At 65.7% G+C, this 26,646-nt stretch carries 24 protein-coding genes; 17 read left to right on the forward strand and 7 right to left on the reverse strand.

The features are described from left to right. On the reverse strand, positions 1-3,096 hold the full coding sequence (locus HDC35_RS15240) for a CHAT domain-containing protein (RefSeq protein ID WP_184648232.1): 3,096 nt from the start codon (positions 3,094-3,096) through the stop codon (positions 1-3). A gap of 213 nt (positions 3,097-3,309) precedes the next feature. Between HDC35_RS15240 and HDC35_RS15245 the strand changes: the two genes are divergently transcribed. Genes HDC35_RS15245 through grxD form a run of 3 tightly spaced genes read left to right on the forward strand, consistent with a single transcriptional unit; the run spans position 3,310 to position 4,262 of the window. After that, positions 3,310-3,636 carry a DUF1476 domain-containing protein gene (locus HDC35_RS15245; RefSeq protein WP_184648233.1) on the forward strand — a complete coding sequence of 109 codons (327 nt, stop codon included), beginning with the start codon at positions 3,310-3,312 and terminating at the stop codon, positions 3,634-3,636. 10 nt (positions 3,637-3,646) lie between these two features. Further along, a complete protein-coding gene (locus HDC35_RS15250; RefSeq protein WP_184648234.1) occupies positions 3,647-3,880 on the forward strand; it encodes a BolA/IbaG family iron-sulfur metabolism protein in 234 nt (77 codons plus the stop codon). Between the two features lie 49 nt (positions 3,881-3,929). Continuing rightward, positions 3,930-4,262, forward strand: a complete 333-nt coding sequence (grxD, locus tag HDC35_RS15255) for a Grx4 family monothiol glutaredoxin (RefSeq protein ID WP_184648235.1) — start codon at positions 3,930-3,932, stop codon at positions 4,260-4,262. Between the two features lie 240 nt (positions 4,263-4,502). On the opposite strand, the gene HDC35_RS15260 is transcribed toward grxD, so the two are convergent. Continuing rightward, positions 4,503-5,204, reverse strand: coding sequence for an anti-sigma factor (locus tag HDC35_RS15260; RefSeq protein WP_184648236.1), 702 nt, complete (start codon positions 5,202-5,204; stop codon positions 4,503-4,505). Beyond that, positions 5,201-5,689, reverse strand: a complete 489-nt coding sequence (locus HDC35_RS15265) for an RNA polymerase sigma factor (protein WP_184648237.1) — start codon at positions 5,687-5,689, stop codon at positions 5,201-5,203. The genes HDC35_RS15260 and HDC35_RS15265 overlap by 4 nt, the downstream gene beginning before the upstream one ends. 122 nt (positions 5,690-5,811) lie before the next feature. Between HDC35_RS15265 and HDC35_RS15270 the strand changes: the two genes are divergently transcribed. The 8 genes from HDC35_RS15270 to nadA all read left to right on the forward strand — a co-directional run bounded on the left by HDC35_RS15270 (position 5,812) and on the right by nadA (position 13,988). Next, positions 5,812-7,077, forward strand: a complete 1,266-nt coding sequence (locus HDC35_RS15270; protein ID WP_184648238.1) for a S8 family serine peptidase — start codon at positions 5,812-5,814, stop codon at positions 7,075-7,077. A gap of 93 nt (positions 7,078-7,170) precedes the next feature. Beyond that, complete coding sequence (locus tag HDC35_RS15275; RefSeq protein WP_184648239.1) at positions 7,171-8,010, forward strand: hypothetical protein; 840 nt, start codon at positions 7,171-7,173, stop codon at positions 8,008-8,010. A 433-nt stretch (positions 8,011-8,443) separates the two neighbouring features. Further along, positions 8,444-8,812, forward strand: coding sequence for a BlaI/MecI/CopY family transcriptional regulator (locus tag HDC35_RS15280; protein WP_184648240.1), 369 nt, complete (start codon positions 8,444-8,446; stop codon positions 8,810-8,812). Further along, entirely contained in the window at positions 8,809-10,470 is a 1,662-nt protein-coding gene (locus tag HDC35_RS15285) for a M56 family metallopeptidase (protein ID WP_184648241.1), read from the forward strand. The genes HDC35_RS15280 and HDC35_RS15285 overlap by 4 nt, the downstream gene beginning before the upstream one ends. Positions 10,471-10,621: 151 nt before the next feature. After that, positions 10,622-11,542 (forward strand): MBL fold metallo-hydrolase, encoded by a 921-nt coding sequence (locus HDC35_RS15290; RefSeq protein ID WP_184648242.1) that lies wholly within the window; start codon positions 10,622-10,624, stop codon positions 11,540-11,542. Further along, positions 11,539-12,153, forward strand: a complete 615-nt coding sequence (locus tag HDC35_RS15295) for a DUF4230 domain-containing protein (RefSeq protein WP_184648243.1) — start codon at positions 11,539-11,541, stop codon at positions 12,151-12,153. Before HDC35_RS15290 ends, HDC35_RS15295 begins: the two co-directional genes overlap by 4 nt. Positions 12,154-12,216: 63 nt before the next feature. Next, complete coding sequence (locus HDC35_RS15300; RefSeq protein ID WP_184648244.1) at positions 12,217-12,930, forward strand: adenylate cyclase; 714 nt, start codon at positions 12,217-12,219, stop codon at positions 12,928-12,930. A gap of 68 nt (positions 12,931-12,998) precedes the next feature. Then, positions 12,999-13,988, forward strand: coding sequence for a quinolinate synthase NadA (gene nadA / locus HDC35_RS15305; protein ID WP_184648245.1), 990 nt, complete (start codon positions 12,999-13,001; stop codon positions 13,986-13,988). A 221-nt stretch (positions 13,989-14,209) separates the two neighbouring features. Here nadA and HDC35_RS15310 read toward each other — a convergent pair whose 3' ends face one another. Continuing rightward, entirely contained in the window at positions 14,210-14,617 is a 408-nt protein-coding gene (locus tag HDC35_RS15310; protein WP_184648246.1) for a hypothetical protein, read from the reverse strand. A 340-nt stretch (positions 14,618-14,957) separates the two neighbouring features. Here HDC35_RS15310 and HDC35_RS15315 point away from each other — a divergent pair, with 340 nt between their 5' ends. The 5 genes from HDC35_RS15315 to HDC35_RS15340 all read left to right on the forward strand — a co-directional run bounded on the left by HDC35_RS15315 (position 14,958) and on the right by HDC35_RS15340 (position 22,090). After that, entirely contained in the window at positions 14,958-15,221 is a 264-nt protein-coding gene (locus HDC35_RS15315; RefSeq protein ID WP_184648363.1) for a GlsB/YeaQ/YmgE family stress response membrane protein, read from the forward strand. Between the two features lie 122 nt (positions 15,222-15,343). Then, the gene (locus HDC35_RS15320; RefSeq protein WP_184648247.1) at positions 15,344-15,613 is read left to right on the forward strand and encodes a GlsB/YeaQ/YmgE family stress response membrane protein; all 270 of its coding nucleotides are present in this window, start codon (positions 15,344-15,346) and stop codon (positions 15,611-15,613) included. Between the two features lie 295 nt (positions 15,614-15,908). Then, positions 15,909-17,102, forward strand: coding sequence for an efflux RND transporter periplasmic adaptor subunit (locus HDC35_RS15325; RefSeq protein ID WP_409437956.1), 1,194 nt, complete (start codon positions 15,909-15,911; stop codon positions 17,100-17,102). A 47-nt stretch (positions 17,103-17,149) separates the two neighbouring features. Next, a complete protein-coding gene (locus HDC35_RS19725; protein WP_260397777.1) occupies positions 17,150-20,755 on the forward strand; it encodes an efflux RND transporter permease subunit in 3,606 nt (1,201 codons plus the stop codon). A gap of 69 nt (positions 20,756-20,824) precedes the next feature. Beyond that, positions 20,825-22,090: a DUF445 domain-containing protein gene (locus HDC35_RS15340; RefSeq protein WP_184648248.1), complete on the forward strand. Its 1,266-nt coding sequence runs from the start codon at positions 20,825-20,827 to the stop codon at positions 22,088-22,090. Here the strand turns inward: HDC35_RS15340 and HDC35_RS15345 are convergent. Next, on the reverse strand, positions 22,087-22,878 hold the full coding sequence (locus tag HDC35_RS15345; RefSeq protein WP_184648249.1) for an SDR family NAD(P)-dependent oxidoreductase: 792 nt from the start codon (positions 22,876-22,878) through the stop codon (positions 22,087-22,089). The two genes, HDC35_RS15340 and HDC35_RS15345, sit on opposite strands and share 4 nt — an antisense overlap. Before the next feature lie 46 nt (positions 22,879-22,924). Here HDC35_RS15345 and pepN point away from each other — a divergent pair, with 46 nt between their 5' ends. Then, positions 22,925-25,522, forward strand: a complete 2,598-nt coding sequence (gene pepN, locus HDC35_RS15350) for an aminopeptidase N (protein WP_184648250.1) — start codon at positions 22,925-22,927, stop codon at positions 25,520-25,522. 50 nt (positions 25,523-25,572) lie between these two features. Here pepN and HDC35_RS15355 read toward each other — a convergent pair whose 3' ends face one another. Both HDC35_RS15355 and HDC35_RS15360 read right to left on the reverse strand, forming a co-directional pair. Then, positions 25,573-25,962: a hypothetical protein gene (locus HDC35_RS15355; protein ID WP_184648251.1), complete on the reverse strand. Its 390-nt coding sequence runs from the start codon at positions 25,960-25,962 to the stop codon at positions 25,573-25,575. A 75-nt stretch (positions 25,963-26,037) separates the two neighbouring features. After that, entirely contained in the window at positions 26,038-26,643 is a 606-nt protein-coding gene (locus HDC35_RS15360; RefSeq protein WP_184648252.1) for a DedA family protein, read from the reverse strand. Positions 26,644-26,646: the final 3 nt, after the last annotated feature.

Consider the following 26,646-nt stretch of genomic DNA (forward strand, 5'->3'; position numbering starts at 1 on the left):
TCAGCGGGCGGCGCGGCCGGCGGCCTCCCCGTTTGCTGCGGCGGTGGTCCCGCCGTGGAGCAGCGCCTGCCCGCCGTCGCCGATGATCGCGAAACCGGCCCAATAATAGGGGTGTGACGTCTGCTTGTCGTCCATCAGCCGCGACTGCGTGGCCCAAAGCGCGTCGGCCACGCTCGTTCCTTGGCGCGCTGCAAACAGGCCGGCGATCAGCCGTTCGGTCGCGTCGAAATCGTCGGGCGCGGGCCAATGGCTTGCGATCACCGATCGCCCGCCGGCGCCGATAAAGCTGCGCACCAGCCCGTCGAGCGCGTTGCCGCCGCCCGACAGTCCCGCTTCGCGCGTCACGGCGACCGACGCGGCCCCCGCCGTATCGCACGCCGACAGGATGACGAGGTCGGCATTGATCTTGAGGTCGAATATCTCCTGAAAGGTCAGAAGCCCGTCTGATTCCGTCCCGCCGAAGGAGGTCACGAGCGCGGGGCGCGCCGGGCAGGCCGGCTTGGGTGCTGTGACGAGGCCGTGGGTCGCGAAATGGATGATCCGATAATCGCCAAGGTCGGCGCGATTCTTGATCGCCGTGTCGGTGAAGGCGCCGCCGGTCAGCAATGTCGCGGCCTCGCGGCCCATGGCGTTGCGCGCCGTCACCAGTTCGTCCGCCGAAATCGGGCGCGCCCACAGCGACGCGTCCCACATGCAGTCGCTATCGACGCTGCCGCCCGCGTCCCCGCGGGTGCCGAGCGAGGGTAGGACGCCGCTGACCGGCTGATTCTGCCCCAGTCCGAAATATTGATGCGTCGCGGTCGACGGCGCCGCCTGCCGGGCGTTGCGGAAGGCGAGGGTGGAAACGGCGGTGCTCGGCCGCGTCGTCCGGCCGAGCCATGCGATCTGGCGCATGTCGAACGGGTCGGCGTCGGGATCGAGCAGCCGCTGTTCATAGGCGGCGAGGCCCGTATCGGCGGTGATCAGCAGGTTGACCGGCAGGCGCAGCATACCGCCGTCGGGTTCGAAGATCAGGTGCGGCACTGCCGGCAAACGCGCCGTGACGGGGCCGAACAACTGCCCGTACAGCTTGTACGCGGTGGCGGCGTCGAAGGGATAAGTGACGCGGCGACCGTTCTCGACGATCGAGATGGTCGAGCGGATGGTATCGACCGCGGTGTCGAGTCCCGACGCGCTGATGTCCGATTTCCAAAGCTGCGCGCCGCCCTGCTCGACCAGCATCGCATAGACCGCGTCGCCCACCACGAGCATTTTGAGATAGGCTTCGTCCGGGCGCAGCACCTGCTGCAATTCGGGCAGGTCGAGCTTGCCGGACGCCACGACGCGATATTGCGGAAAGGCAGACAGCGCGACGATCGTTTCGGCCTGCTGGAACGCAAGATTGTCGAGCTGCGTCTTGAGGTCGGCGCGCAGCGCGTTGACCTCGGGCGACACCGGCAGCTGGGCGAGGCGGGCATCCTCGATCCGCGCGCGTTCGATATCGCGGTTCAGTGTCGTCGCCTGGCGGAACAGCCGCGCGCCTTCGTCGCTGCCGCTCGACAATTCGCGGGCCAGCACGGCTTGCGTATCGGCGACGCCGGGGCGGACCTGCAACTGGCTGGCGACGAAGAAATCGCCGATCGCGGCCGGATCCGTTGCCGCGCGGCTGGCGAGGAGGCGGTAATAAGGCGCCATCATATTTGCCATGCCGGTTGTCGAACGCTGCGATCCGGCGAGCGCGGTCACGACTTCGCGATAGATGGCGATCGCCTTATCGTCCTGTCCGCGGCGGGTCAGGAAGGCAGCATAGCGCGCGCGCGCAGATGCAAGCGCGTTGGTTTCGGGATATTCGATCGCCAGCGCATGGATCGCTTCGAGGAAGCGCGCATCGGCGGCGGCGTTGTCGCCCAGCGCCTCTTCGGCGAGCGCGAGTTCACCGAGCATTTGCGACCGCAGCCGGATGATCGAGGTGACGCGCCCTTCGCGGACCGCCAGCGCCTCCGACAGGCCCCGGAGCTGCGCCGCTTTCGCCGCCTGCGCGTCGCCGCGCAGCCGTTCGACGGTGCCGAGCAGATGTACCGCCTGCGCGTCGATGATCTGCGCGCGTTCGAGCGGGCTCAGCCGTTCGCGATCAGAGGTCTGCCGGATCGCGCGCGCGCTGTTGCCGCTGTTCACGCCGGCGACGATTTCGGGGGTCAGGGTGATCGTATCGCCGGCCACGCCGACGGCGCCGGTTAGCGGTGGGATCGGCCGCCGCAGCAGCTCGGCAGCGCCGGCGTAATCGCGCTGGTTCAGCGCATGGATGGCGCGGAAATTGCGGCGGAGGCGGAGCTGGACCGGGTCGCTTGTCGGCACCGCCTCGACTTCGGCGAACAGGCGGCCGGCTTCGGAAAATTCGCCGAGGTTCGATTCCTGCAGGGCGCGGTTGAGCGTGAATTCGGTGGGGTCGAGCCCTGTGGACGCCTGCTCTTCGGCGGTGCGGCGCGACAGCGCTTCGAAAAATTCGGCTGCCTCGGCATAATCGCCGCTGTGGTTGCGCCGATATCCTTCGGCCAGCGCCTTGTCGACGTCGATCGTTCCCGCCAGCGTGCGCGCAAAGCCGTCATTGCCGCCGACCGACGTCGTCGCAACCTTGATGACGCCGGGGACGACCTGGCGCTGGCGGACCGATTCGAGCGCCAGGTTGAGCGCATCGCCATAGGCCTCGAAGCCTTCGACGGCATAGGTCGTCTCGCCCGCGGCCTCGATGCGCGTCGTCCAGGCGACATTGCTGTCGTGCACGGTGCAACCGCCGTCCTTGACGCAGACGATCTTGCCCGCCCGGCCCACATCGCCGACGATGCGGGCGTGCGCCTCCTCGGGCGTCGCGCGCAGCATGCGGAGATAGCCCACCGGCTGGCTCGCGTCGCGGCAGACGATCGTCCACGCGCGGTCGAACATGCCCTTGACCACGGTGTCGCGTACGGTGGCCTGCACTTCGCAGAGCGATCCGCCCTGGGCGCCGATCGTAAAACTGTCGCGCAGCGTGGGGTCGCCACCCTGCGCGAGCGCGCCGCCGGGCGCGGCCAAGGCCAGCAGCGCCAGAAGCGGCACAAATTGCGGACGTCGAACGGTCATTACCCATCCCCCAAGCACATGCACAGAAACGCCGTGCCGACGCTATATTGCCGGCAAGGCGCAGTCCCTTATTGCTGCGGTACGACCCATTCCCTGATGTCGGACCCTAAACCCTTCGCAAGCGAAAGGGAAGTGATCTGCGGCACAGGCGGCTTGCGCCGCCGCAGCGCGCAACCTATCTGCGGGAGGACATTTCATTCCGGTGAGGACAAGATGAGCGGATTCGACGATCGTGAACGGGCTTTCGAGGCGCAATTTGCACGCGACCAGGAGGTGCAGTTCCGAATCACCGCGCGGCGCAACCGCCTGCTCGGCCAATGGGCCGCCGAACGCATGGGGCTGACCCCCGAAGAAACCGACGCTTATGCCAAGGCGGTCGTTCAGGCCGATTTCGAGGAAGCGGGCGACGAAGACGTCATCCGCAAGCTGGCGGGCGACCTGACCGCTGCCGCCGTAGAAATCAGCGACGCCGAAATCCGCGCGGTGCTGAACGAAAAGACCGCCGAGGCGCGCCGCCAGTTCATCGACAGCCAGAACTGAGGCGGCGGCGATGGGCATGCGCGAGGATGACCTGCGGGCGATGATCGTCGCGGCCTTTCCCGATGCGGAGGTCCGGATTACCGACCTTGCCGGCGACAATGATCATTATGCGGCGCATGTCGTCAGCGCCGCCTTTCGCGGGATGACGCGCGTCGCGCAGCACAAGGCGGTCTATGCAGCGCTTGGCGGTCGCATGGGCGGCGAACTTCATGCCTTGCAATTGACGACCGCAGTTCCTTCATAGGGACGAGAAGCGAAACATTTTGGGCGCGCCGCGCCGCCGGAGACATGAGATGAGCGATCCTGCTACCCACGACCGCATTGCCAAGCTGGTCGCCGACAACCCCGTGCTGCTGTTCATGAAGGGCACGCCGCTGTTCCCGCAGTGCGGCTTTTCGTCGCGCGCGATCGCGATGCTCGACCGCCTCGGCATCGAATATGAAACGGTCGACGTGTTGCAGGACATGGAAATCCGCCAGGGCATCAAGGAATTTTCGGACTGGCCGACGATCCCCCAGCTTTATGTGAAGGGCGAATTCGTCGGCGGATCGGACATCATGATGGAAATGTGGGAAGCGGGCGAACTGCACACCCTGATGACGGGTATTCCGGCGCGCGCCGAATAAGCGGCCTGTTCGCGAGTTACAAAGCCCGCCGGAGCATGCGCCCCGGCGGGCTTTTGTTTGTCTGCCTAAGGGTGGTGAGCGGACGGTGCAGCCCCCAGCTTCGTCATCCCGGACTTGATCCGGGACCCACTGCGGCGCCGAAGTCATGGATCCCGGATCAGTCCGGGATGGCTCTCGGCGATACGCGCGGCTTTGGTTTGCAAGACAGCCATAGCAGGGGGAGAAGCGCGCGGCCGAAGGTCAGCGGCGCGTCCAGCCGGTGTCGCGCGCCGCCTTTTCACTGATGGCGTCGAGCGGCTCGCCCTTCATCATCGCCGCGGCGGCGGCGGCAAGTTCGCCCGACGCGGCCTGGCGGTAAACGGTGCCGGACTGTCCCGCCATCGTGCGTTCGAGGTACCAGCCGTCGCCGTCGCGGCAGCCGATGCCGTTCAGCGACCGGCTTTCAAAGCTCCGGCAATAGCGGCCGGCGCTGTCTTTGAAGCTAAGGCCGATCCGTATCGGGGTGTTCGACGGCTGCGTCGAGGCGAGTTGCATATCGAGCGCCCTGGCGAGAGGCCCCGCGGCAACGATCGTTCCATTTGCCTCGCCGACGCTGGCGGCGGGCATCCACGGCTGGAGCCCGAGCGTGAGCCCGAACACGAGCGACGCCGCGATAGCCCCCCAATGGACGGGGCCGAAGCGCATGCGCTTCGCCTCGCGGCGTGCCGCGAGGCTGGTATCGACCGCCGCGCGCGGGATCAGCAGCGCGCGTAACCGTTCGGGCACCGGTTCAGCGACAATCGGGGCATAATGCGCCGCGAGCTCCGCCTTCAGCGCGTGGTGGCGGGCAATCTCGGCTGCCAGCGCCGGGTCGCTTACGGCGTCGCGCTCGATGCGGCGCGCGGTCAGGTCGTCGAGTTCGCCATCGACAAAGGCGGCGACGGTGGCGGGATCGAAACTCATGCGGCTTCTCCCAGCAAATGCATCAGCGTCTCGCGGCCGCGCGCAAGGCGCGAGGTGACCGTGCCGATGGGTACGTCGAGTATGTCCGCGGCTTCGCGATAGGCATAGCCTTCGACAAGGATGAGCAGCACGACCTCGCGCTGTTCGTCGGGAAGGCGGGCCATCGCCCCGCCGACATCGCCGCGCAACGCGCCGGCCTCGACCTCGGCCGCGCCATCGCCGGCGATCTGCGTGACCGATTCGTCGATCGGCGCGTGGACGCCGCGCCGGCCCGCGGCGCGGCGCTCGTCAATCCAAAGGTTGCGGGTGATGCGGTACATCCAACTGTCCAGTCTTGTTCCGGCTTGCCACTGATCCTGCGATTTCAACGCGCGCTCGATGGCGGCCTGGCACAAATCGTCTGCGTCGCTGGCGTGACGCGCCAGCCCGCGCGCAAAACGGCGCAGGCGGGGTAGCAACTCGACCAGTTCCTCTTCGAAGCGCATTGTTGCCTTTCGCTCAATCGAGGAAGAAACGAGTAGCTTCTATCGTTTCTTCCATACCATGCTACATTTTTTCAGGAACCGGCGCGGTCGCCGGCCCATGTGAGTTCTGTGCGAGATTTGCGATGCGATTTTGGGCGATATTATCGGCGTTAGCCTGCCTCCTGCTTGGCGGGGCGGGGCATGTCGCGGCGCAGGTCCTCCTGCCGCCGGTGCAACTGCCGGATATCGGGCGCAGCCTGCCGCCACTGTCCGACGTCGATCCGGGCAGGCTGGGGACGATCACCGAGCGGTTGGCGCAGATGCGGCTCGATCGGATTACAACGCTGCTGCGCCAAAATCGCGATACCGTCGAACTCGACGAACGCGGTGCGCCGGCGGTGCGCGGCGTGCTCGTCGCGAGCGGGGTCGACGCTGCGATGATCGCGCGCGCCGGCAAGGCGGGCTTCGCGCTGATCGACCATGAGCGCATCGAGGGGCTCGACCTCGACATCGCGCGCTTTCATGTGCCCGGCGGGCGGAGCCTTGTGCGTGCGCGCAAGCAGCTTGCAAAATTGCTTCCGGGCGCGGCGGTGGATGTCGATCATATCTATTTCGCGAGCGGACCCGGCGGCGGCCTGCCGCACGCCGCGCTGGCTTCTGCGGCGGCGGGCGGGCGGTCCCGGCTTGGCCTGATCGACGGCGGCGTCGCGGCGCATCCATCGGTCGCCGGGCGCGTCGAACAGCGCGGCTTTGCCAGGGGCGCGCCGTCGGCGAGCCGCCACGGCACGGCCGTGGCCTCGCTGCTTGTCGGCAGCGGGACGGTGGCGGGCGCCGCGCCCGGGCAGCACCTGCTCGCCGCCGACGTTTATGGACGCGATCCGGCAGGCGGCAATGCCAGCGCGATCGCTCGCGCGCTCGGCTGGCTGGCGCAGAGCGGGGTTGCGGTCACGACGATCAGCCTTGTCGGCCCCGACAATAAATTGCTGGCGGCGGCGGTCGGCCGTGCGCAGCAGCGCGGAATGCTGATCGTCGCGGCGGTGGGTAACGACGGGCCGGCCGCCCCGCCTGCCTATCCGGCATCCTATAAAGGCGTGTTCGCGGTGACCGGAGTCGATACGAAAGACCGCGCCCTGCCCGAGGCGGGGCGGGCGCTGCATATCGACTTCGCCGCGCCCGGCGATGCGGTCCTGGCGGCCACAGGCGCGGCGAGTACCGACCGGCTGCGCGGCACATCCTTCGCCGCGCCGCTCGTCGCCGGCCGGCTCGCGCTCCAATATCCGGCGCCGTCGGTCGACCGAATCGCCCCCGCCGTGACCGCATTGGTGTTCGAGGCGCGTGACCTCGGCAAGAAGGGACGCGACAAAATCTATGGCCACGGCCTGATTTGCGGCGGCTGCGGCGGCCGATAGGCCGGGCTCCAGATTTTTTCGGGAAGAAAGTCGAAAGCACCGTCGTTCTCCCTGTAAGGCCCACCCCCTCCGGGCCGATATAGGAGCAGGACAATGGCAAAGCATATCTTCATTTCGGCGCTTGCGGTTTCGGCGATCGCCCTTTCGACACCGGCATCGGCGCAGTTGCTCGGCGGCAGCGGCGGGCTGGGCGGCAATCTCGGCGGGACGCTGGGCGGGACGCTCGGCAATCCGACCGGACCGATCGGCGGCACGCTTGGCGGCGCTGGCGAACTCGCGGGATCGGGGCGCGGCGAGGCGCAGGTCGATCGCCGTTCGGGCCGCGTGAGCGGCAAGGGCAATGCGGACGCAAATGGCAAAGGCCGGGCGAATGGCAGTGGTGACCTGCTCGGTAACAGTCTCGGCGGCAGCGCCGGTGGCACCGGCAGCGCCTCGGGCAGCGGCAGCATCGATGCGCAGGCGGTCGGCACCGATTTCGTCGGGACCACGGCGCAGGGTGCGGTCGGCACCGCAAGAGGCGCGGCTTCGACCGCAACGGGCACCGCGCGCGGCGCGGTCGGGACTGTCCGCGACCGGACGGGTTCGGCACTGTCGAACGTCTCGGGCAGCGCAAACGGCGCCGGTTCGGTCGCGGGCAGCTTCCAGGGCGGCCTTGGCCAGCTTGCCGCAGCGGGCAGCGGTGCCGCGAACAGCGCCGGCATGTTCGCCGTCGAACCCGGCATGGCGGTCACCGATGCTCGTGGCAAGGTGATCGGATATGTACAGGATCTGCGCCAGACCGGCCGGGGTGTCGTGCAGGCCGTGACGGTCGAGGTCGGCGATCGTGTCGCGACGCTGCCCGCGGCGAGCTTTGCGGGGTCCGGCGACGTCCTTGTGACCGGCATGACCAAGGGGCAGCTTAAGAAGGCGGCCGAACAGCAGGACGCCCAATAGACGAAATGGGCTGGCCGCCGGATTCGGCGGTCCTATCTGGACGGGTCGCTTCGGCGGCCCGTCCCATTTTTATATAATGATATGCAAAAAAGCATCCGGGGGGCGGGGCCTTTCGGCCGCTCCGCCCCCCGTCTGCGTCGGGGGCAAGTGGGGATTTCCCGGGTGGGGGCAGGGGACATCAGGGACCAGACCGATGTCCCCCACCGCTCCATTGAGCGGAACACTCGGGAACATGGACCATCATACAAATGCCGTGCCAGATTGGTGCTTGCCTGTTTTTCGGCGGGAGACGCTGGTTAGCAATTTCTTACCGTCCCGTGCCGTTGTCAAAAATCCCGACAGTTCGGTGTTCAGCTTCGTTCAGCAAGCGTTCAGCCCATTGACTACATTTGTAGTCGCATCATAGTCGACGACGCCAATGGGAGGGGTCCGCATGGCAGAACGAGCAAGCGAATCAGAAATGCAGGTGCTGTCGGCCTTGTGGGACGAAGCCCCGCAGACCGCCGCCGACCTGACATCGCGCATCGGCACGATCAACGGCTGGACGCAGGCGACAGTGAAAACCCTGCTCGCACGGCTGGTCCAGAAGGGCGCGGTAACGGCCGAGGCCGACGGCCGGCGTTATCTCTACAGCCCCGCGATCGAGCGCGCCGATGCAGTCGGCGAGGAATCGCAGCGCTTCGTCGATCGCCTGTTCGGCGGCCGCGTCAGCCCGCTGATCGCGCATCTTGCCGACCGCGAGGCGCTCTCCGATACCGACATTGCCGAAATCGAGGCACTTTTGAAGAAGCTCAAGTCATGAGCGCCGCAACGCTGATGCAGCTGTGGGGCGACACGATGCTCGTCACCGCGCTCCTCGTCCTTGCAGTCCTGCTCGTCCGCAAACCCTTTGCGCGCCATTTCGGGCCGCGGCTCACCTACACGCTATGGTTGATCCCGGCGCTGCGGCTCGTGCTGCCGCCGCTGCCCTTCGCCGAACCGGTTTCCGTCGCCAGCGCGATTCCTGATGCCGGCGCGGCGGTAATGCTGCCGGTGGATGCCGCCGCGCAGCCTGCGGCCTGGTCGCTGACCGACGCCATGCCCTATCTTGTCCTGCTCTGGGCCGTGGGGATGGTTGTCGTGCTCGTCATGGCGACGCTCTCACACCATCGGTTCCGCGCCGCCGTGCTGGCAGAGGCGGTCGAGCTCGAACCGATCGGTTCGATCCGGCTGGTGATGACCGATGCGGTCGACGGGCCTGTGGCCTTTGGCCTGTGGCGTCGTTTCGTCGCCGTGCCGCATGATTTTTTCGCGCGCTATGTCGCCGAAGAGCGGGCGCTCGCGGTCGATCATGAACTGGCGCACCACCGGCACGGCGATCTGTGGGCAAATGCGGCAGCGCTCGTCCTGCTTGCCTCGCAATGGTTCAATCCCTTTGCCTGGCGGGCGATCCGCGCCTTTCGTTTCGACCAGGAGGCCGCGTGCGACGCGCGCGTGCTGACGATGGCCGATCAGAGTGCGCGCGGCGCGCGTACCGCCAGCTATGCGACCGCGATTGCCAAGGCGGCGGTGGGCTCGCGGCTGTCGCTCGCGGCGCCGATGGCGGTCCACGACAATCTTCAGGAGAGGCTGACGATGTTGTTGCAGCAGGATATTTCGAAAAAACGCAGCCTGATGGGGCGGCTGCTGATCGGCGGGGCGGCGATCGCGGTGCTGGCGACGACCGCCACACTCGTCCCCGCCGGCACGGCGCGGGCGCGCGCCCAAATTGCCCACGTGCCCGAACCCCCGGCTCCGCCACCGCCCGTCGATGCGCCCCCAGCGCCCGACGCCGTGATTTTCACCTCGACCGGCGAAGATGTGACCGAAAGCGTAACCACGTCCGACGACGGCAAAAGGCGCGAAGTGCACCGGATCGTCATCCGCCACGACGGCGAAGGCGACGGGGCGAAGACCGTCACGGTCGCTCCTGCCGATGGCACGGTGCCCAAGGTCCGGCAGGTGGAGATTCGTACCCTCGGCAGCCTGTCGCGCGACGATGTGCTTGCGACGCTGAAAGAACAGGGGATCGACGGCAAGCAGGCCGACGCCATCGCGGACAGGCTGGAAGCGAAGCGCAAGGAACGGTTCCGGACCGCGCTGGCTCCCATGCCGCCGCGGCCGCCGGTGCCGCCCAAGGCGCCTCGTCCGCCGGCCGCCTGGGCACCGGCTCAAGGGCATACGCTTGCGGTTGCCCGCTGCGGTTCGGGGCAGGTCGCGCCGATGGTCGATCGCGAAGAAGTCACGGCCGGCAAGCGCAGTCGGTACGTCATGATCGCCTGCGCCGACGGGCCGGAGGCGAAGGCGCAGCGCCTGTCGGCGCTCAAGGAAGCGCGCGAACGCTTTATCGAGAGCGACCGCCACCTGTCGGAGGCCATGCGCGCCAAGGTCGCCGCCGACCTCGACAAGGCGATCGCCGAAATGGAGAAATCGAACCACTAGGCCCGAACAGCTTCGACGCCGGCCTTTGCTCCCCGGTGGGGCCGGCGGCAGGGGCGGGGAAGGGAGCGGCCCATGTCGCTCCCTTTTTTCGTGTCCCGATTTTTACCCGCTATCCCTTTTCCTCGGCGGTTGGCGATGCCACATGGATGGCATGAGCAAAGAAAAGCCTTGGCCCGACAGTATCCGCGCTGGCGAGTGCGAGCAGCATGAGCCGCTGGTGCGCCGCGTGCTCGCGCCGAACCCGTCGCCCTATACCTTCACCGGCACCCAGACGTGGATCGTCGGGGCGGAGCGCGACGTGGCGGTGATCGACCCGGGGCCGACCGGTTCGGGGCTCAGCATCGGCGATCCCGCCGATATCAACGGCGCGGGCCATGTCGACGCGATCCTGCGCGCGACCCGCGGCCAGCGTGTCGCCGCGATCCTCTGCACCCACACGCACCGCGATCATTCGCCCGCCGCCGCGCCGCTCAGGCAGGCGACGGGCGCGCCGATCATCGGCTGCGCGCCGCTGGCGCTGTCCGACGACGGCCCGCGCGCCGATTCGGCCTTCGACGCCGATTATACGCCCGACCGCGTCCTGACCGACGGCGAACGGATTTCGGGGGAGGGCTGGACGATCGAGGCGGTCGCGACCCCCGGTCATACATCGAACCACCTGTGCTTCGGCCTCGTCGAAACGCGCGCCCTGTTCACGGGGGATCATGTTATGGCGTGGTCGACAAGTGTCGTCAGCCCGCCCGACGGCGACATGGCAGCCTATATGGCGAGCCTGTCGAAGCTCTACGAGCGCGACGACCGTGTCTATTATCCGGCGCATGGCCCCGCGGTGACTAGGCCGCGCCAACTGGTGCGCGGTATGCTTGGTCACCGTAAACAGCGCGAGCGGCAGATATTGCGGGAACTCGAAAAGGGCCCGCGCGTGATTCCCGACATGGTGAAGCATATGTACAAAGGGCTCGACCCACGGCTGACCGGCGCTGCCGGCCGCTCGGTGCTCGCGCATCTGATCGATCTGGAAAATCGCGGCCGCGTCGCGCGCGATGCTGACAGCTGGACGTTGGTCGCATGAGCAAGGGGTTGTTCCGCGCCGCGGTCGCCTTGATGCTGGCGCTCGCGCTCTTCTTCGGCTGGCGGGCGTGGCAGGACTGGCAGAGCGGCTATGACCCCGAAACCGTCGTCGCGGCGAGCCTGCAGGGCCTGCAGGAACAGAATGTCCTGGTGCCCTTCACCGCGCGCTATGTCGCCGTCGTCACCTCGACGCAGAGCCGGCTCGGGCTGAGCGCCAAAAAGACGCTGATCATGCCGGGCACGGTGCGTTACGAACTCGACCTTGGCAAACTCAAGCAGTCGGATCTCGACTGGGATGCCGCGGCCAGGGCGCTGACCGTCACACTGCCGCCGCTCCGGCTGGCGGGGCCCGAGATCGATATCGACGCGATCAGCGAATATCGCGATGGCGAAATCCTGCTGACGCTGACCGATGCCGAACGCACGCTCGACGCCGCGAACCGCAGGGCGGCGCAGGCCGAACTGATCAAGCAGGCGAAGGCGACGACGCCGATGCGCCTTGCGCAGCGCGCCGCGCGCACTGCGGTCGAACAGGGCTTTGCGATGCCGCTGAAGGCGGCCGGGATCGATGCAACGGTCACGGCGCGCTTCGCCGCCGCGCCAAGCGGATAGATCGCGCTTTCCGAGCTTCCGCGGTTTTGCTATCCTCGCGCCTGGGTCGGGCAGGGGAACAACATGGTTGGCACCGTGGGGGGCGCCGCACGCGCCGAGCTTTTCTGGCATCGCATGGCGATCGGCCTCGCGATCTTCATCGTCTTCGGCTTCCTGCAATTCGCGCTGAGGGGTTTTGTCGATCCGGTCGCGGCGCCCTTCTGGGTGCATCTTCACGGCGTCGCGATGCTGGCTTGGCTGGCGCTGCTGATCGCGCAGCCGACGCTTGTTTCACGCGATAATCTGGCGCTGCATCGCAAGCTCGGCTGGGCAGGGGCGGCGCTCGCGATCTTTATTACCTGCCTTGGTATCTTCACCGGCGTCGCATCGCTGTTGCTGCACCGTTTCCCACCCTTTTTCTCGCCGCCCTATTTCCTTGCGCTCACGGTTGTGGAGTCGCTCGCCTTCGGGGCGGTTGTATGGGCGGCGGTGCGCCGGCGGCACCGGACGGCGTGGCACCGGCGGCTGATGATCGGGGCGACGATTGTCATTCTCGAACCGGCGCTGGGGCGGCTGCTTCCCATGCCGCTGATGATCGGCTGGTCCGATATCCCGGTCGGGCTGATCCAGCTCGCGGTGGTCGGCATCGTCGCCCTTTACGACCGGCGAACGCTTGGTCGCGTCCACCCAGCGACAAAAGCGGTCGCGGCGATTGTGGTCGCGGTGCGCGTCACCATTTACCTTCTGTCGATGACGCCCCCCGTCGTCGCGCTTGCGGAAAAGCTCGCCGGCGGCTGACGCTGCGTTGCCCTGCCGCGGGTCGCGGTGTAGGGGGTCGTCAAGGCTGAGCCATATAAGGAAATGCCATGACTGCTCCCATCCGCGAGAATCTCTCGGGTCTCGACCTGCGCGCCGAAATCGACCGCCTCCGCAAGGAACGCAACGCGGTCATCCTCGCGCATTATTACCAGAAGCCCGAGATACAGGATCTTGCCGATTTCGTCGGCGACAGTCTCGAACTGTCGCGCAAGGCCGCCGACACCGATGCCGAAGTCATCGCCTTTTGCGGCGTGAAGTTCATGGCCGAGACCGCCAAGATATTGAGCCCCGAAAAAACCGTCATCCTGCCCGACATGGACGCGGGATGCAGTCTGGAGGACAGCTGCCCGCCCGAACAGTTCAAGCGCTTCCGCGAGGCACATCCCGATCATATCGCGCTGACCTACATCAACTGTTCGGCGGCGGTGAAAGCGTTGAGCGACATCATCGTCACTTCGTCGAGCGCCGAGACGATCATCAGCCAGATCCCGCCCGAACAGAAGATCATCTTTGGTCCCGACCGCCATCTCGGCGGCTATCTGAACCGCAAATTCGGACGCGACATGCTGCTGTGGCCGGGCGTTTGCATCGTGCATGAGGCGTTCAGCGAGACCGAGTTGCTGAAGCTGAAGGCGCAGCATCCGGGCGCTCCCGTCGCGGCGCACCCGGAATGCCCGCCGCATATCGTCGATCACGCCGATTATGTCGGATCGACGAGCGGCATCCTGCAATTCGCCAAGAATTTCCCCGGCGACACGCTGATCGTCGCGACCGAGCCGCACATCATCCACCAGATGGAACTCGCGCTGCCCGAAAAGACTTTCATCGGGGCGCCGGGCGCGGACGGCAACTGCAACTGCAACATCTGTCCCTATATGGCGCTCAACACGATGGAGAAGCTTTATCTCGCGCTGCGCGATCTGAAGCCGCAGATCGAAATGGAGGAGGGGCTTCGCCTCGCGGCACGCAAGAGCCTCGACCGGATGCTCGAAATGGCATCGGGGACGGTGGGCAAGGGCGATCTCGGCCGCGCCTGATCCGGCAAGCAGCGAATCAATTTCGGGTCGTGGAGGCGAATCGGACGGGCGATTCGCGCCGCGGTCGTCCGCCAAGCGAATCCGAAAATGCTGCACCGCTGTTACAAAAATGCTGCAACGAATCCGCTTGTTGCTAATGCCGGACTTATCCACAAGCGGGAGCGCGCGAGGAGGATATTTCTGCCATTTTTTGTTGGCGCCCCGAACGCTTCATGTCAGCTTCAAATCATCGGACGACAGAGACGTCGCACCGCCGGGACATCAAGGGTGGTTGCAAGACTAGCCGGAAGAGAACGGAACGGACCGACGAAGAAATCGACCGATAGCCGGGTCACGGAACGCAGCGATTCCCACGAGTTGATGCGAACCCGACCAGGTACAGGAAATGCAGTCCATCGCTTGGACAGCGATTGCTTCGGCAGACGCTGGAAGAGATGATGAAGGGCTTTCCAGGTGCGGCCGGCCCCCGAAAGGGGGCCGACCAAACCGTCGCCGGATTGTTCCGGCGTGCGCCGCAACGCATCGTTTTGCGGGCCGCTGATCGCAAGAAAAGCGGACCGGGATGAGGTGAAGCGGAGTGCGTGGGGCAAAGCCGGATAGTGGGGGTTGGCAGCGATGCCGGCCCCCATTTCGTATGCGCTGCGGATCTTGCGCCCCGCGGTAGCGCACACACCGCTGCGGCCCGTCGCGCATCGCCGCCGCGGCCCAATCTTTATTTTTCCGGCTGTGACAGTCGTCACATTCCCGTCAAGGATGCTTGGCTAGCACCATCGGGCGACCCGGAGACGTTCCCGAATCGGAACCGATCCCACTTTCCCGGACCGGACCAAGTGGTCCGGCCGGGAACCTTTCCACTCCATTCGGCATTGTTTGGACATCGCCAAGGCGAGGTTCCGCCACGGCGGAGCGTTCCAGCAAGGGCCGTAGCCTTCTGTGCTCCGGCCGGTTCAGGGAAGGGATATCATTATGGTGGGTTTGATCGTCACGTTGATCGTTGGCGGCATCATCGGCTGGCTGGCGAGCATCGTCATGCGTACCGATGCGCAGCAGGGGATCATCCTCAATGTCGTCGTCGGGATTGTCGGCGCATTTCTAGGCAATTTCCTCGGCAGTTTCTTCGGCATGGGCGCAAGTCTAGACACCTTCAGCCCGATCGGGCTGCTCTGGGCCTTTATCGGCGCGGTGGTGCTGCTCGGGATCGTCAATCTGATACGGCGCGGCAGCGTCCGCTGAACGGACTGGCGGCGGCGGGGGATCGCGCCGCCGCCATTCTGCTAGGCGATTTCAATTATTTGCGTTACCAATGAAACGCCTGCGCGAGTAGGCGGCAGAAACGATCGTAGGGGGGTCATCATATGACTTGGATTATTGCAATAATCATGGGCGGCGTCATCGGCTGGCTGGCGAGCATCGTGATGCGGACCGATGCCCAGCAGGGCATCTTCCTGAATATCATCGTCGGCTGTCTCGGGTCGATCCTCGGTCGCTTCCTGTTCGGCCGCTTCCTCGGCGGCGGCCATCTGCGCGGCGACGCCTTCGATCCGATGACCTTGCTCACCGCCTTTATCGGCGCGGTGGTCCTGCTCGGGATCGTCAACCTTGTCCGGCGCGGCCGTTTGCGCTGACGTCCTGCCCGTCGGAGAGCCGATCGCAGCGGGATCGGCCGGAAAAAAGGGTGGCCGCCGCCGGGCGCGTCACCCTTTTTCATGCCTGCAAACCACTGGAAATCCGGATGGATGCTCCGTATGAACGCGCGTCGGAGGGGCGGGTGGCCGGGCAAGGTTTCGCCTCTTGCCAGAGGTGATTTAATTCGGTAATACACCTCGTTGAGGAATGATCCTGTCGTGCGGGGTCGGAGGGGCGGTGGCGCTTTGCGCCCGTCGCAGTTTGATGCCGTGCGAAGCAGGGAGGGTTTTCGGCGTGAACTACGAGCGGAAAGTGGATGTGATGGACAGCCTGGCGGGCACGCAAAGCTATTATGAGGACGCCGACAGCAGCCGGCGCAAGCGGACGCGAATGATCGTCGCGCTGGTGCTGATCGCGCTCGCGCTCGGCGCAGCTTATTATGCCTTCACCCACGGCAGCGACGCAGCCGGCGCCGACGGCCAAAGTGCTGCGGCGGTCCCGAACGTCACCGTTGTCGTTCCGGGACGCGTGTCGGTCGAGGCGGCGATTGCGGCCAATGGCACGATCGCGGCGCGCCGGGAAATGCCCGTCGGTGTCGCGGGCGAAGGCGGGCAGGTCGTCCGCGTCCTTGTCGAGCCGGGCCAGTGGGTCGGCGCGGGGCAGGCGCTTGCGGTCATCGACCGGTCGGTGCAGGCGCAGCAGGCGGCAAGCCTTGCCGCGTCGATCCGTGTCGCACAGGCCGATGCCGATCTTGCGCAGGCCGAACTCGAACGCGCGCAGGCGCTCGTCGGCCGCGGCTTCATTTCCAAGGCCGACATGGATCGCAAGCGCGCGACCCGCGATGCCGCCAACGCGCGCGTCCGCGTCGCGCAGGCACAATATCAGGAAGCGGTCGCGCGCAACGGCCGGCTCAACATCGTCGCGCCCGCCGCGGGGCTGGTGCTGACGCGCCAGGTCGAACCGGGGCAGATCGTCGGCGCGGGCAGCGGCGTGCTGTTCCGCATGGCGCGCGGTGGTGAAATGGAAATGCTGGCGCAAATGGCCGAGGCCGACCTGGCCCGCGTCAAGGTCGGGACCCGTGCGGCGGTGACACCCGTCGGCAGCGACCTCAGCATCGCCGGCCAAGTCTGGCAGAAGTCGCCGGTCATCAACATGGACACGCGGCAGGGCACGGTGCGTATCGCGCTTCCGTACAGCGAAGCGCTGCGTCCGGGCGGCTTTGCCGACGCGCGGCTGATCGCGGGCACGACTTCGGCCCCGCTGCTTCCCGAAAGCGCGGTACAGAGCGGCGTCGACGGCAATTTCGTGCTGGTGGTCGATGGCAACAATGTGATCAAGCGCGTGCCGGTGAAGGTCGGCACGGTGACCGACGGCGGCGTGTCGATCGCGTCGGGCCTGACCGGGAACGAAAAGGTCGTGGCGCTCGCGGGCGCCTTCCTCAACCCCGGCGACAAGGTGAAGCCGGTCGTCCAGAAATCGTCGCAATAACCGGGCCGGACGGCGCGTAGGAATTTAGTGCACAAGGGCGTTTGATCATGAGCTTCCGCAACATTTCCGCCTGGTGCATCCGCAATCCGGTGCCCCCGATCGTGATGTTCATCCTGTTGCTGCTGGCGGGGCTCGTCAGCTTCAACCGGATGGATGTCAACGACAATCCCGACATCGAATTTCCGGCGGTGCAGGTCGTCGTGGTGCAGCCCGGCGCCGCGCCGACCGAGTTGGAGACGCAGGTGACCCAGCGCGTCGAAGCCGCCATACGCGGCGTCAGCGGGGTCGATGAAATGTCCTCCTATGTCAGCGAGGGCAACAGCCGCACCTTCGTGCAATTCGCGATCGGTACGCCGATCGACCGCGCCTACAACGACGTCAACCAGGCCGTGCAGCAGATCCGCAGCGACCTGCCCGAGGGCATCCTCGAGCCGCAGGTCGTGCGCGTCGATATCGCCGGCGGGCCGATCACCTATTTTGCGGTCGAGGCGACCGACATGACGCTCGAGCAATTGTCGTGGTTCGTCGACAACACGGTCGCCAAGGAACTGCTGTCGATTCCTGGGATGAGCCAGGTGCGCCGCTCGGGCGGGGTCGATCGCGAGATCCGCGTCATCCTCGATCCCTCGCGTATGCAAAGCTATGGCATCACGGCCAGCCAGATCAACCAGCAACTGCGCCAGATCAACGTGAACGCCGCTGGCGGACGCACCGAAATCGCGGGCTCCGAACAGGCGGTGCGCGTACTCGGTAACGCTGGCAGCGCCTATCAGCTCGGGGATTATCAATTATCGCTGGGCAACGGCCGAACGATCCGGCTGAGCGACGTCGCCAAGGTGACCGATGGCTATGCCGAACAGCGCAATCTCGCGAAGATCGAGGGCAAGCAGGTGCTGAGCTTCTCGATCGAAAAGGCGAAAGGCGCATCCGACGTCACCGTCCATGACGAAACGATGAAAAAGCTGGAAGAGATCAAGAAGAACAACCCCAAGGTCGATTTCAAGATCCTCTTCACGCGCACCGAATATACCAAGGAACAATATCGCAGCTCGATGGCCGCGATGATCGAGGGTGCGGTGCTCGCCGTCGTCGTCGTTTTCCTGTTCCTGCGCGACTGGCGCGCGACGCTCATCTCGGCGCTCGCGATCCCGCTCTCCGCGATCCCGACCTTTTGGTTCATGGAATTGATGGGCTTTTCGCTCAACGGCCTGTCGCTGCTCGCGCTGAGCCTCGTCGCCGGCGTGCTCGTCGACGATGCGATCGTCGAGATCGAGAATATCGTCAGGCACATGCGCATGGGCAAGACCGCCTATCAGGCGTCGATCGACGCCGCCGACGAGATCGGGCTGGCGGTCGTCGCGACGACGATGTCGATCGTCGCGGTGTTCCTGCCCGTTGCGCTGATGCCCGGTATTTCGGGCCAGTTCTTCATTCAGTTCGGTATGACCGTCGTCTTCGCGGTGCTCGTGAGCCTCGCGGTCGCGCGCATGATCACGCCGATGATTGCGGCCTATTTCCTGTCGGCGCAGGGCGAACAGGATCATGCCTCGGGTCCCTGGGTGGACCGGTATGAAAATGTGCTGCGCTGGACGCTCGACAGCAGCAAGCACAAGGCGAAGCGCGCGGCGCTCGATGTCGTGCAGACGCGCCCGATGTTCTTCGCCCTGTCGTTCCTTGCGGCGGCGGCTGTCTTGGCGCTGATGATATTCCAATATTATCAGCCCGTCCCCGCCGGACAGGATGCGCCCAACCCGGCGATGCATTTCATGCTCGCGACGCCGCTCAGCATGATCATCGCGTTTCTGCTGATCAGCCTGCTCGTCATCATATTCGGCGCGCTGATCATCTGGACCAATCGAGCGGCTTTCTCGGTGATCCTGAAGGCTTATGCCTGGATCGGCGGGGTCACCGCCGTGCTATGCGCAGTGCTTTGGCTCGCGGGCATGCTCGCGCCGCCCAGCATGGCGCTCATGACCTGGGCGAGCGTGATGGTCGTCGCCGTTGGGCTCGGGCTTTTGGCATGGCTGTTCGGCAAACTGTTCGGTGCGCATTACTGGAGCGTCAGCCTCTGGTCTTATTTCATGGCGCAGCGCGCCGGCGCCCGCATGTCGGACCATCGCGTGTGGATCGTCGGGATCGGCGTGCTCGCCTTTGTGTCGAGCATCGTCCTGTTCGCGGTGCTGCCGAAGCAGTTCCAGCCGACAATCAACAGCGACTATAGCCAGATCAGCTATGAACTGCCGCCGGGATCGACGCTGGCGCAGAGCGACGTGATCGCGAACCAGATCAACGCGATTCTCGCGGCGAACGACGTCGTCGACAACGCTTTTTACGACGTCAATGTCGGCGGCGGCGGCGTGTATATCACGCTGAAGAAGGATCGCCCGACCAGCAGCGTCGAATGGGAGCGCAGCCTGCAGCCGAAGATGGCCGCGATCCCTGACGCGCGCGTGTCGTTCCAGAGCCAGTCGGGAGGTTTTTCGGGCCGCGACATCACCTTCATCGTCGGCGGCGACGATCCGGTGGCGCTCGAAAATCACGCGCGCAAGATCGTCCGCGAGATGAGCGGGCTCAAGGAATTGCGCGCTGTGCGCATCGAGGGCGACATTCCTCGCCCCGAGATTATCGTCAATCCGCGCATGGACCTCGCCGCCGAACTCGGCGTGACCACCGCGGCGCTCAGCCAGACGATCCGCATCGCGACGCTGGGCGACATCGACCAGAATGCGGCGAAATTTTCGCTGTCCGACCGCCAGATTCCGATCCGGGTTCTGTTGTCGGAGGATTCGCGCCGCAGTCTCGCGACGATCGAGAATCTCCCCGTGCCGACCGCGCGCGGCGGCACCGTGCCGCTGAAATCGGTCGCCGAGATCGGCTTCGGCGCGGGGCCGACCGAGCTTCGCCGCTACAACCAGACGCGGCGCATCGTCATCGGCGCCGACCTGGCGCCAGGGCTGGTGACCGGCGACGCGCAGACCAAGATCGACAAATTGCCGTCGATCACCAACATGCCGCAGGGCATCCGCAAGGTGATCCAGGGCGATGCCAAGTGGCAGGCGGAGATGATGACCAACTTCCTCGTCGCCGTGGTCGCGGGCCTGCTGCTCGTCTTTGCGACGCTGGTGCTGCTCTATCGCCGTTTCCTGTCGCCGCTGGTCAACATGTCGTCGCTGCTGCTCGCGCCGCTCGGGGGACTGCTCGGCCTCGCGGTGACCGGAATGGAAATTTCGATGCCCGTGTTTATCGGCCTGCTGATGCTGCTCGGCATCGTGGCCAAAAACTCGATCCTGCTCGTCGATTTCGCGATCGAAGAGATGGACCATGGCGTCGAAAAATCGGCGGCGCTGATGGATGCCGGGCGCAAGCGTGCGCAGCCGATCGTCATGACCACGGTCGCGATGGTCGCGGGCATGGTGCCCACCGCGCTGTCGCTGTCGGGCGATGGCGCGTGGCGCGCGCCGATGGGCGTGGTGGTGATCGGCGGGTTGATCCTGTCGACGCTGCTGACGCTGCTGATCGTGCCCGCAGGCTTCAGCCTGGCCGACAGCATCGAAAAGCGTCTCGGCCGCTTCTTCTCGCGCAACCTGCTCACCTACCGCAAGGGCGACGATACGAAACCGCACGGGGCGTCGACGCCCGAACCGGCTGAGTAGAGGGATCTACCGGCGCGGTAAGCGACTGCGCGTGTTGCAACCTTTGCGGCATTTCGCCATTTGGTTCGCATGACCGAGCGCACGCTTCCCCGCCCGATTGGCGTCGCCATTCCGGCGAAAGGGTCGAATATCCGCGTCGTGGCGACCGGGATGCTCGTCGTCATGGCGATCGTCTTCGTCAGCGCCAAATATTATCAGGACGTCCATCCGGCGGTCGGTTTCGTCCGCGCCTTTGCCGAAGCGGCGATGGTCGGCGGGCTCGCCGACTGGTTCGCGGTCACGGCGCTGTTCCGGCACCCGATGGGCCTGCCGATCCCGCACACCGCCATCGTGCCGCGCAACAAGAACCGCATCGGCGATACGCTCGCACGTTTCCTGCTCACCAATTTCCTACTGCCGCGGCTGATCGCGCGCAAGATGCAGACGCTCGACGTCGCGGGTGCGGTGGGAAAATTCCTCGCCGAACCCGCCGAGGGGGGCGGGCGCCTGCGCCTTGGCGCCTCGCGCATCATCGCCGATGCGCTTGGCGCGCTCGACCAGCAACGGCTCGGCGGCATGGTCAAATCGGCGATCGCGGATCGCCTGCGCGAGCTCGATGTCGCACCCTTGCTGGGGCAGGCGTTGCAGGCTGCGCTCGGCGAGGGGCGCCACCAGCCACTGCTCGACGCGATGGTCAAATGGGGATCGAAGACGCTCGAACTCAACGAGCATCTGATCCACCAGATGGTCCACGACAATTCGAATGCGATCGTGCGGTTCACCGGGCTCGACGAGAGCATTTCGAACCGCATCGTCGCCGGCCTGTCGAAACTGCTCAGCGAAATGGCGGTCGACGAAACGCACCCCTTGCGCATCCGCGTTGAGGAGGGGCTCGCCAAGATGGCGCTTGACCTGCAGCACGACCCCGAGGTCCAGGCGAAAGTCGCGCGCGTGCGCGATGAGCTGCTCGAAAACAAGGCGGTCAAACGCTGGCTCGATGGCCTGTGGGAACAGGGGCGCGGCGCGCTGCTGAAGGCGGCGCGCAATCCGGATACGATGCTGGCGGGGCGGATCGGCGAGCTGGTCACGCAATTCGGCGCGATGCTGGGCGAAGATGCGCACATCAAGCGCACGCTCAACCGCTATGCCCGCCGCGCCGTCGTCGGTATGGTCGACAGCTATGGCGAAACCGCGCTCAAGCTGGTGTCCGACACGATCCGCAGCTGGGACGCGAAGACGATCACCGACCGGCTGGAAAATGCCGTCGGCGACGACCTGCAATATATACGTATCAACGGCACACTGGTCGGCGGGCTCGTCGGCGTGCTGATCCACACCGTCGATGTGCTGATCTAGCCGCTCGCCGCCAATCCCTCGCGAAACGTCGGATAGCGCGGGCTCCAGCCGAGCAGCCGCTTCGCCTTGGCGTTCGCGACGCGGCGATTCTCCGCGTAAAAGGCGCGCGCGGCGGGCGACAGGCCGGCGTCGTCGAGCGACTGGAGCGGCGGCAGCGCGGCGCCCAGCATCGCACAGCCCCATTCGACCAGCCTGTTCTGATGACAGGGCTCGTTATCCGCAAGATTGTAGAGGCCCGCGGGGCCGCGGAATGATGCGATGATCCCGCCGGCGATGTCGTCGACATGGATACGGCTGAATATCTGTCCGGGCAGATCGATCCGGTGCGCGCGACCTTCCCGGATGCGATCGAGGATCGAGCGTCCGGGGCCATAGATGCCGGGCAGGCGAAAGACACGCATGTCGCCGCGCAGCGCGCGCCATGCCGCGTCGGCGGCGTTGCGGTCGGGCCGGCGGCCGTTGACCGGTGCGCTTTCGTCGACCCATGCGCCGGCGGTGTCGCCATAGACGCCCGTCGAGGACAGATAGCCGGTCCATGTCGCGGGGGCGAGCGCGATCGCCTCTCCATAACGATCGAGCACGGGGTCCGTCCCCGCGGCCGGCGGGACCGACGACAGGATGTGTGTCGCGTTTCGCAGCGCTGCCAGAACCGCGCCGTCGTCGCCGAAGGCGATACTGTCACCGCGTCCGTCCCGGGTTGTCCCCCCCACATCCCAGCCGCGCGCGCGCAGCCGGTCGGCAAGGTGGTTTGCGGTATAGCCCATTCCGAAAATCAGCATCTGTCTCATCGCGCGCCTTATTGCGCGTCGGCGGCGCGATGCCTAGACCGATCGCATGACCGACGCCTCTTCCACGCCCGCCATGCCCGTCACCATCCATCGCGGCGATTATCGACCGCCCGAATGGCAGATCCCCGATATCGCGCTCGATTTCGCGCTGGGGATCGACGCGACCCGCGTCGCCGCCGCGCTGTCGGTCGTGCGCCACGCCGACACGCCGGTGCCGCTCGTGCTGCGCGGCGACGGGCTGACACCGGCGGCAGTACGCGTGGATGCCGAGGTGTGGAACGACTGGCGCCTCGACGGCAGCGACCTGATCGTCGATCTGGGCGACCGGACGGCGGCGACGGTCGAGGTCGATACCGTCGTCGATCCCGCGTCCAACACTCAGCTGTCGGGGCTTTACGCGTCGAACGGCATGCTCAGTACCCAGTGCGAAGCCGAGGGGTTCCGCCGCATCACCTTCCACCCCGACCGACCCGACGTGCTCAGCCGCTACAAGGTGCGGATGCAGGGCGACAAGGCGAAATTCCCGATCCTGCTGTCGAACGGCAATTGCATCGACCGGGGCGAGGAGGGGAGCGATCATTGGGCGCTGTGGGAAGACCCCTGGCCGAAACCCTCCTATCTCTTCGCGCTCGTCGCGGGCGACTTGGTCGTCAACCGCGACAGCTTCACGACGATGTCGGGGCGGAACGTCGAGCTTGGCATCTGGGTGCGCGACGGCGATCTCGATCGCACCGGCCATGCGATGCAGGCGCTGAAGGACAGCATGGCGTGGGACGAGCGCGTCTATGGCCGCGAATATGACCTCGACCTGTTCAACATTGTCGCGGTCAGCGATTTCAATATGGGGGCGATGGAAAACAAGGGGCTCAACATCTTCAATACGCGCTATATTCTTGCCGATCCCGACACCGCGACCGATATGGATTATGACGGCGTCGAGGGCGTCGTCGCGCATGAATATTTCCACAATTGGTCAGGCAACCGCGTCACCTGCCGCGACTGGTTCCAGCTGAGCCTGAAAGAGGGCTTCACCGTTTTTCGCGACCAGAGCTTTTCGGCTGACATGGGGTCGCCAGCGGTCAAGCGGATCGAGGATGTGCGCCTTCTGCGCGCCGCGCAATTTCCTGAGGATGCCGGGCCGCTCGCGCACCCGATCCGCCCCGACTCCTATCAGGAAATCTCGAACTTCTACACCGCGACCATTTACAACAAGGGCGCCGAGATCATCCGCATGATGGCGACGATGGTCGGTCCCGATCGCTTCCGCAAAGGCACCGACCTTTATTTCGACCGTCACGACGGCGAAGCTGCGACGTGCGAGGATTTTGTGCGCGCGATCGAGGATGGCGCGGGCATAGACCTGACGCAGTTCCGCCGCTGGTACGAACAGGCGGGGACGCCGCGCGTCGCCGCGCGGGTCGACGCCAATGCCGCGACGGGCGAGCGCACGCTGCATCTGGCACAGACGGTCCCCCCGACGCCGGGGCAGCCCGACAAGCAGCCGATGCTGATCCCGCTGCGCATCAAGGCCTTCGATCTCGATGGCGGCCATGGCGACGAGGCCGAGCGACTGGTGCTGCTCGACCGCGCCGAGCTTGCGGTGCCGCTCGGCCCATATCGCAGCCGGCCGATGCTCTCGATCAACCGGGGTTTTTCGGCGCCGGTAATCGTCGATTTCGCCCGCGAAGACGGTGAACTGGCGTGGCTCGCGGCGCACGACGACGATCCGTTCGCGCGCTACGAAGCCTTGCAGCAGCTGATGCTCGACACGCTCGTCGCCGCCGTGTCGGGCGAAGCCCGCGCCAATGACGCGGTGATCGACGCGATTGCCCGGACGCTGGAAGGGGCCGGCGAAGACCCCGCTTTCGCCGCCGAGGCGGTGCTGCTCCCCAGCGAGGCGTTCATCGGTGATCAGATGGTGACGGTCGACCCCGACGCGATCCGCCGCGAACGGCTGGCGTTGCAGGGCGCTATCGGCACGGCGCTCGAAAGCGAATGGCGCGCGATCCTTGCCGGCGCGGCGCCGCCTGCGGCCGACCTGTCACGCGCGGCGAAGGGCCGCCGCCGCCTGCGCGGCGTCGCGCTCGCCTATCTCGCGGCGACCGGCATGGCGGATATCCCGGCGCTGGCGTTCAAGACTTTCTCGGATGCCGACGGGATGACCGAACGGCAGGCGGCGCTGGCGACGCTGGCGCACGGCGACAGCGACGAACGCGTGGCGGCGCTCGACATCTTCTACCAGCGCTATCGCGACAATCCGCTCGTGCTCGACAAATGGTTTCAGGTGCAGGCCTGGTCGCTCCGTCCGGATACCGTCGATGCGGTAAAGGAGCTTGCGCGGCATGCCGACTTCACGCTCGCCAACCCCAACCGCGTGCGCGCGCTCTATGGCGCGCTGACGGGCAATCAGGCCGCATTCCACCAGGCCGATGGCGCCGGGTACCGGCTGATCGCCGACCTTGTCATCGCGCTAGATCCGAAAAACCCGCAGACGGCGGCACGGATGATTCCGCCCCTCGGCCGCTGGAAACGGTTCGACGAGGGACGGCAGCGGCTGATGCGCGCCGAACTCGAACGCATTCTGGCGCAGCCGGGCCTGTCGCGCGACGTGACCGAACAGGCGTCAAAAAGCCTGCTGGGGTAAGAGCGGTTGTGGAGGTGTGGGGCGGAGCCCAAATCGACTTTTGGCGCGCGCTACGAGCTCTCGAACTTCTGATTCATCTCCGCCGTCCGGGTAACTCGAAAGATCACAACCTTTCCGCTCCGGACGGTCGAGAAGAGCATGTGTTTCTTGTCGCTCGAACCCAGCAACTTCGATTCGTCGTCGAAGGGGTGCTCATAGGTCGAATCAGCGACTAGGCTTTGCAGAAATTTGTTGACGCATTGGCTATTCGGGAAGCTGATTTGATAGGTAGTGGTGTTGGCCAAGGTCAGCAGATCATAAATGATCGCCACTTTTGAACCTTCGCAAATCTCGACGCGATATTCCTTTTTTATCCGCGCAGTCGTGTCGGGAGGCGCATTGGCTGAGCAGGCGGAAAGGAGCGCAACGAAGAACAGCGGCGCGAAACATCGTGATGCCATTGCAGCAGCGTAGCAGGAAGCCAGACGTCCGCAACCGGTCGCAACCCGCCACTCTCCCGCGGAGAAAATGTCGGCTCAGTCGTTCTTTGCCGGTTTCCAGGTGATCACGCGGTAGAGATAAAGCGCGATCAGCGAACCGATCGCGACCAGCGCGAGCGGGCCGACGAAGGCGTCGAGGTTGGCGAACTGCTTGCCGAACCAGCTGCCCGCGCCGGCGAGCGCTGCGATCCAGATCGTCGAGCCGGCGGCGGTCCAGAGCAGGAATTTGAGTTGATTCATCTTCACCATGCCCGCGGGCAGCGAGACCATCGTCCGCGCGACGGGCATGAAGCGCGCGACAAAGACGATCGCCGGCCCATATTTCAGGAACAGATCGTGCAACCGTTCGACCTCGTCCCAGTCGAGCGTCAGCCAGCGGCCGTGGCGGTCGATGAAGGGCCGAAGTCGCTCATAGCCGATCCAGCGCCCGATGGCATACCAGACCCAATTGCCCGCGGTCGTTCCCGCGACCGCGACCGCGACGAGCATCCAGAAATCGAACCGGCCCTGCGCGACGGCGATCCCGCCCAATCCCATGATCACTTCCGACGGGATCGGCGGGAAGACATTTTCGAGGAACATGAGGACGAAAATCCCCGCATAGCCCCAGCTCTGGATCAGGTTCAGGATGAAATCGGTCATGCG

It is taken from the genome of Sphingopyxis sp. JAI128, from assembly GCF_014207235.1.
Lineage (GTDB): Bacteria > Pseudomonadota > Alphaproteobacteria > Sphingomonadales > Sphingomonadaceae > Sphingopyxis.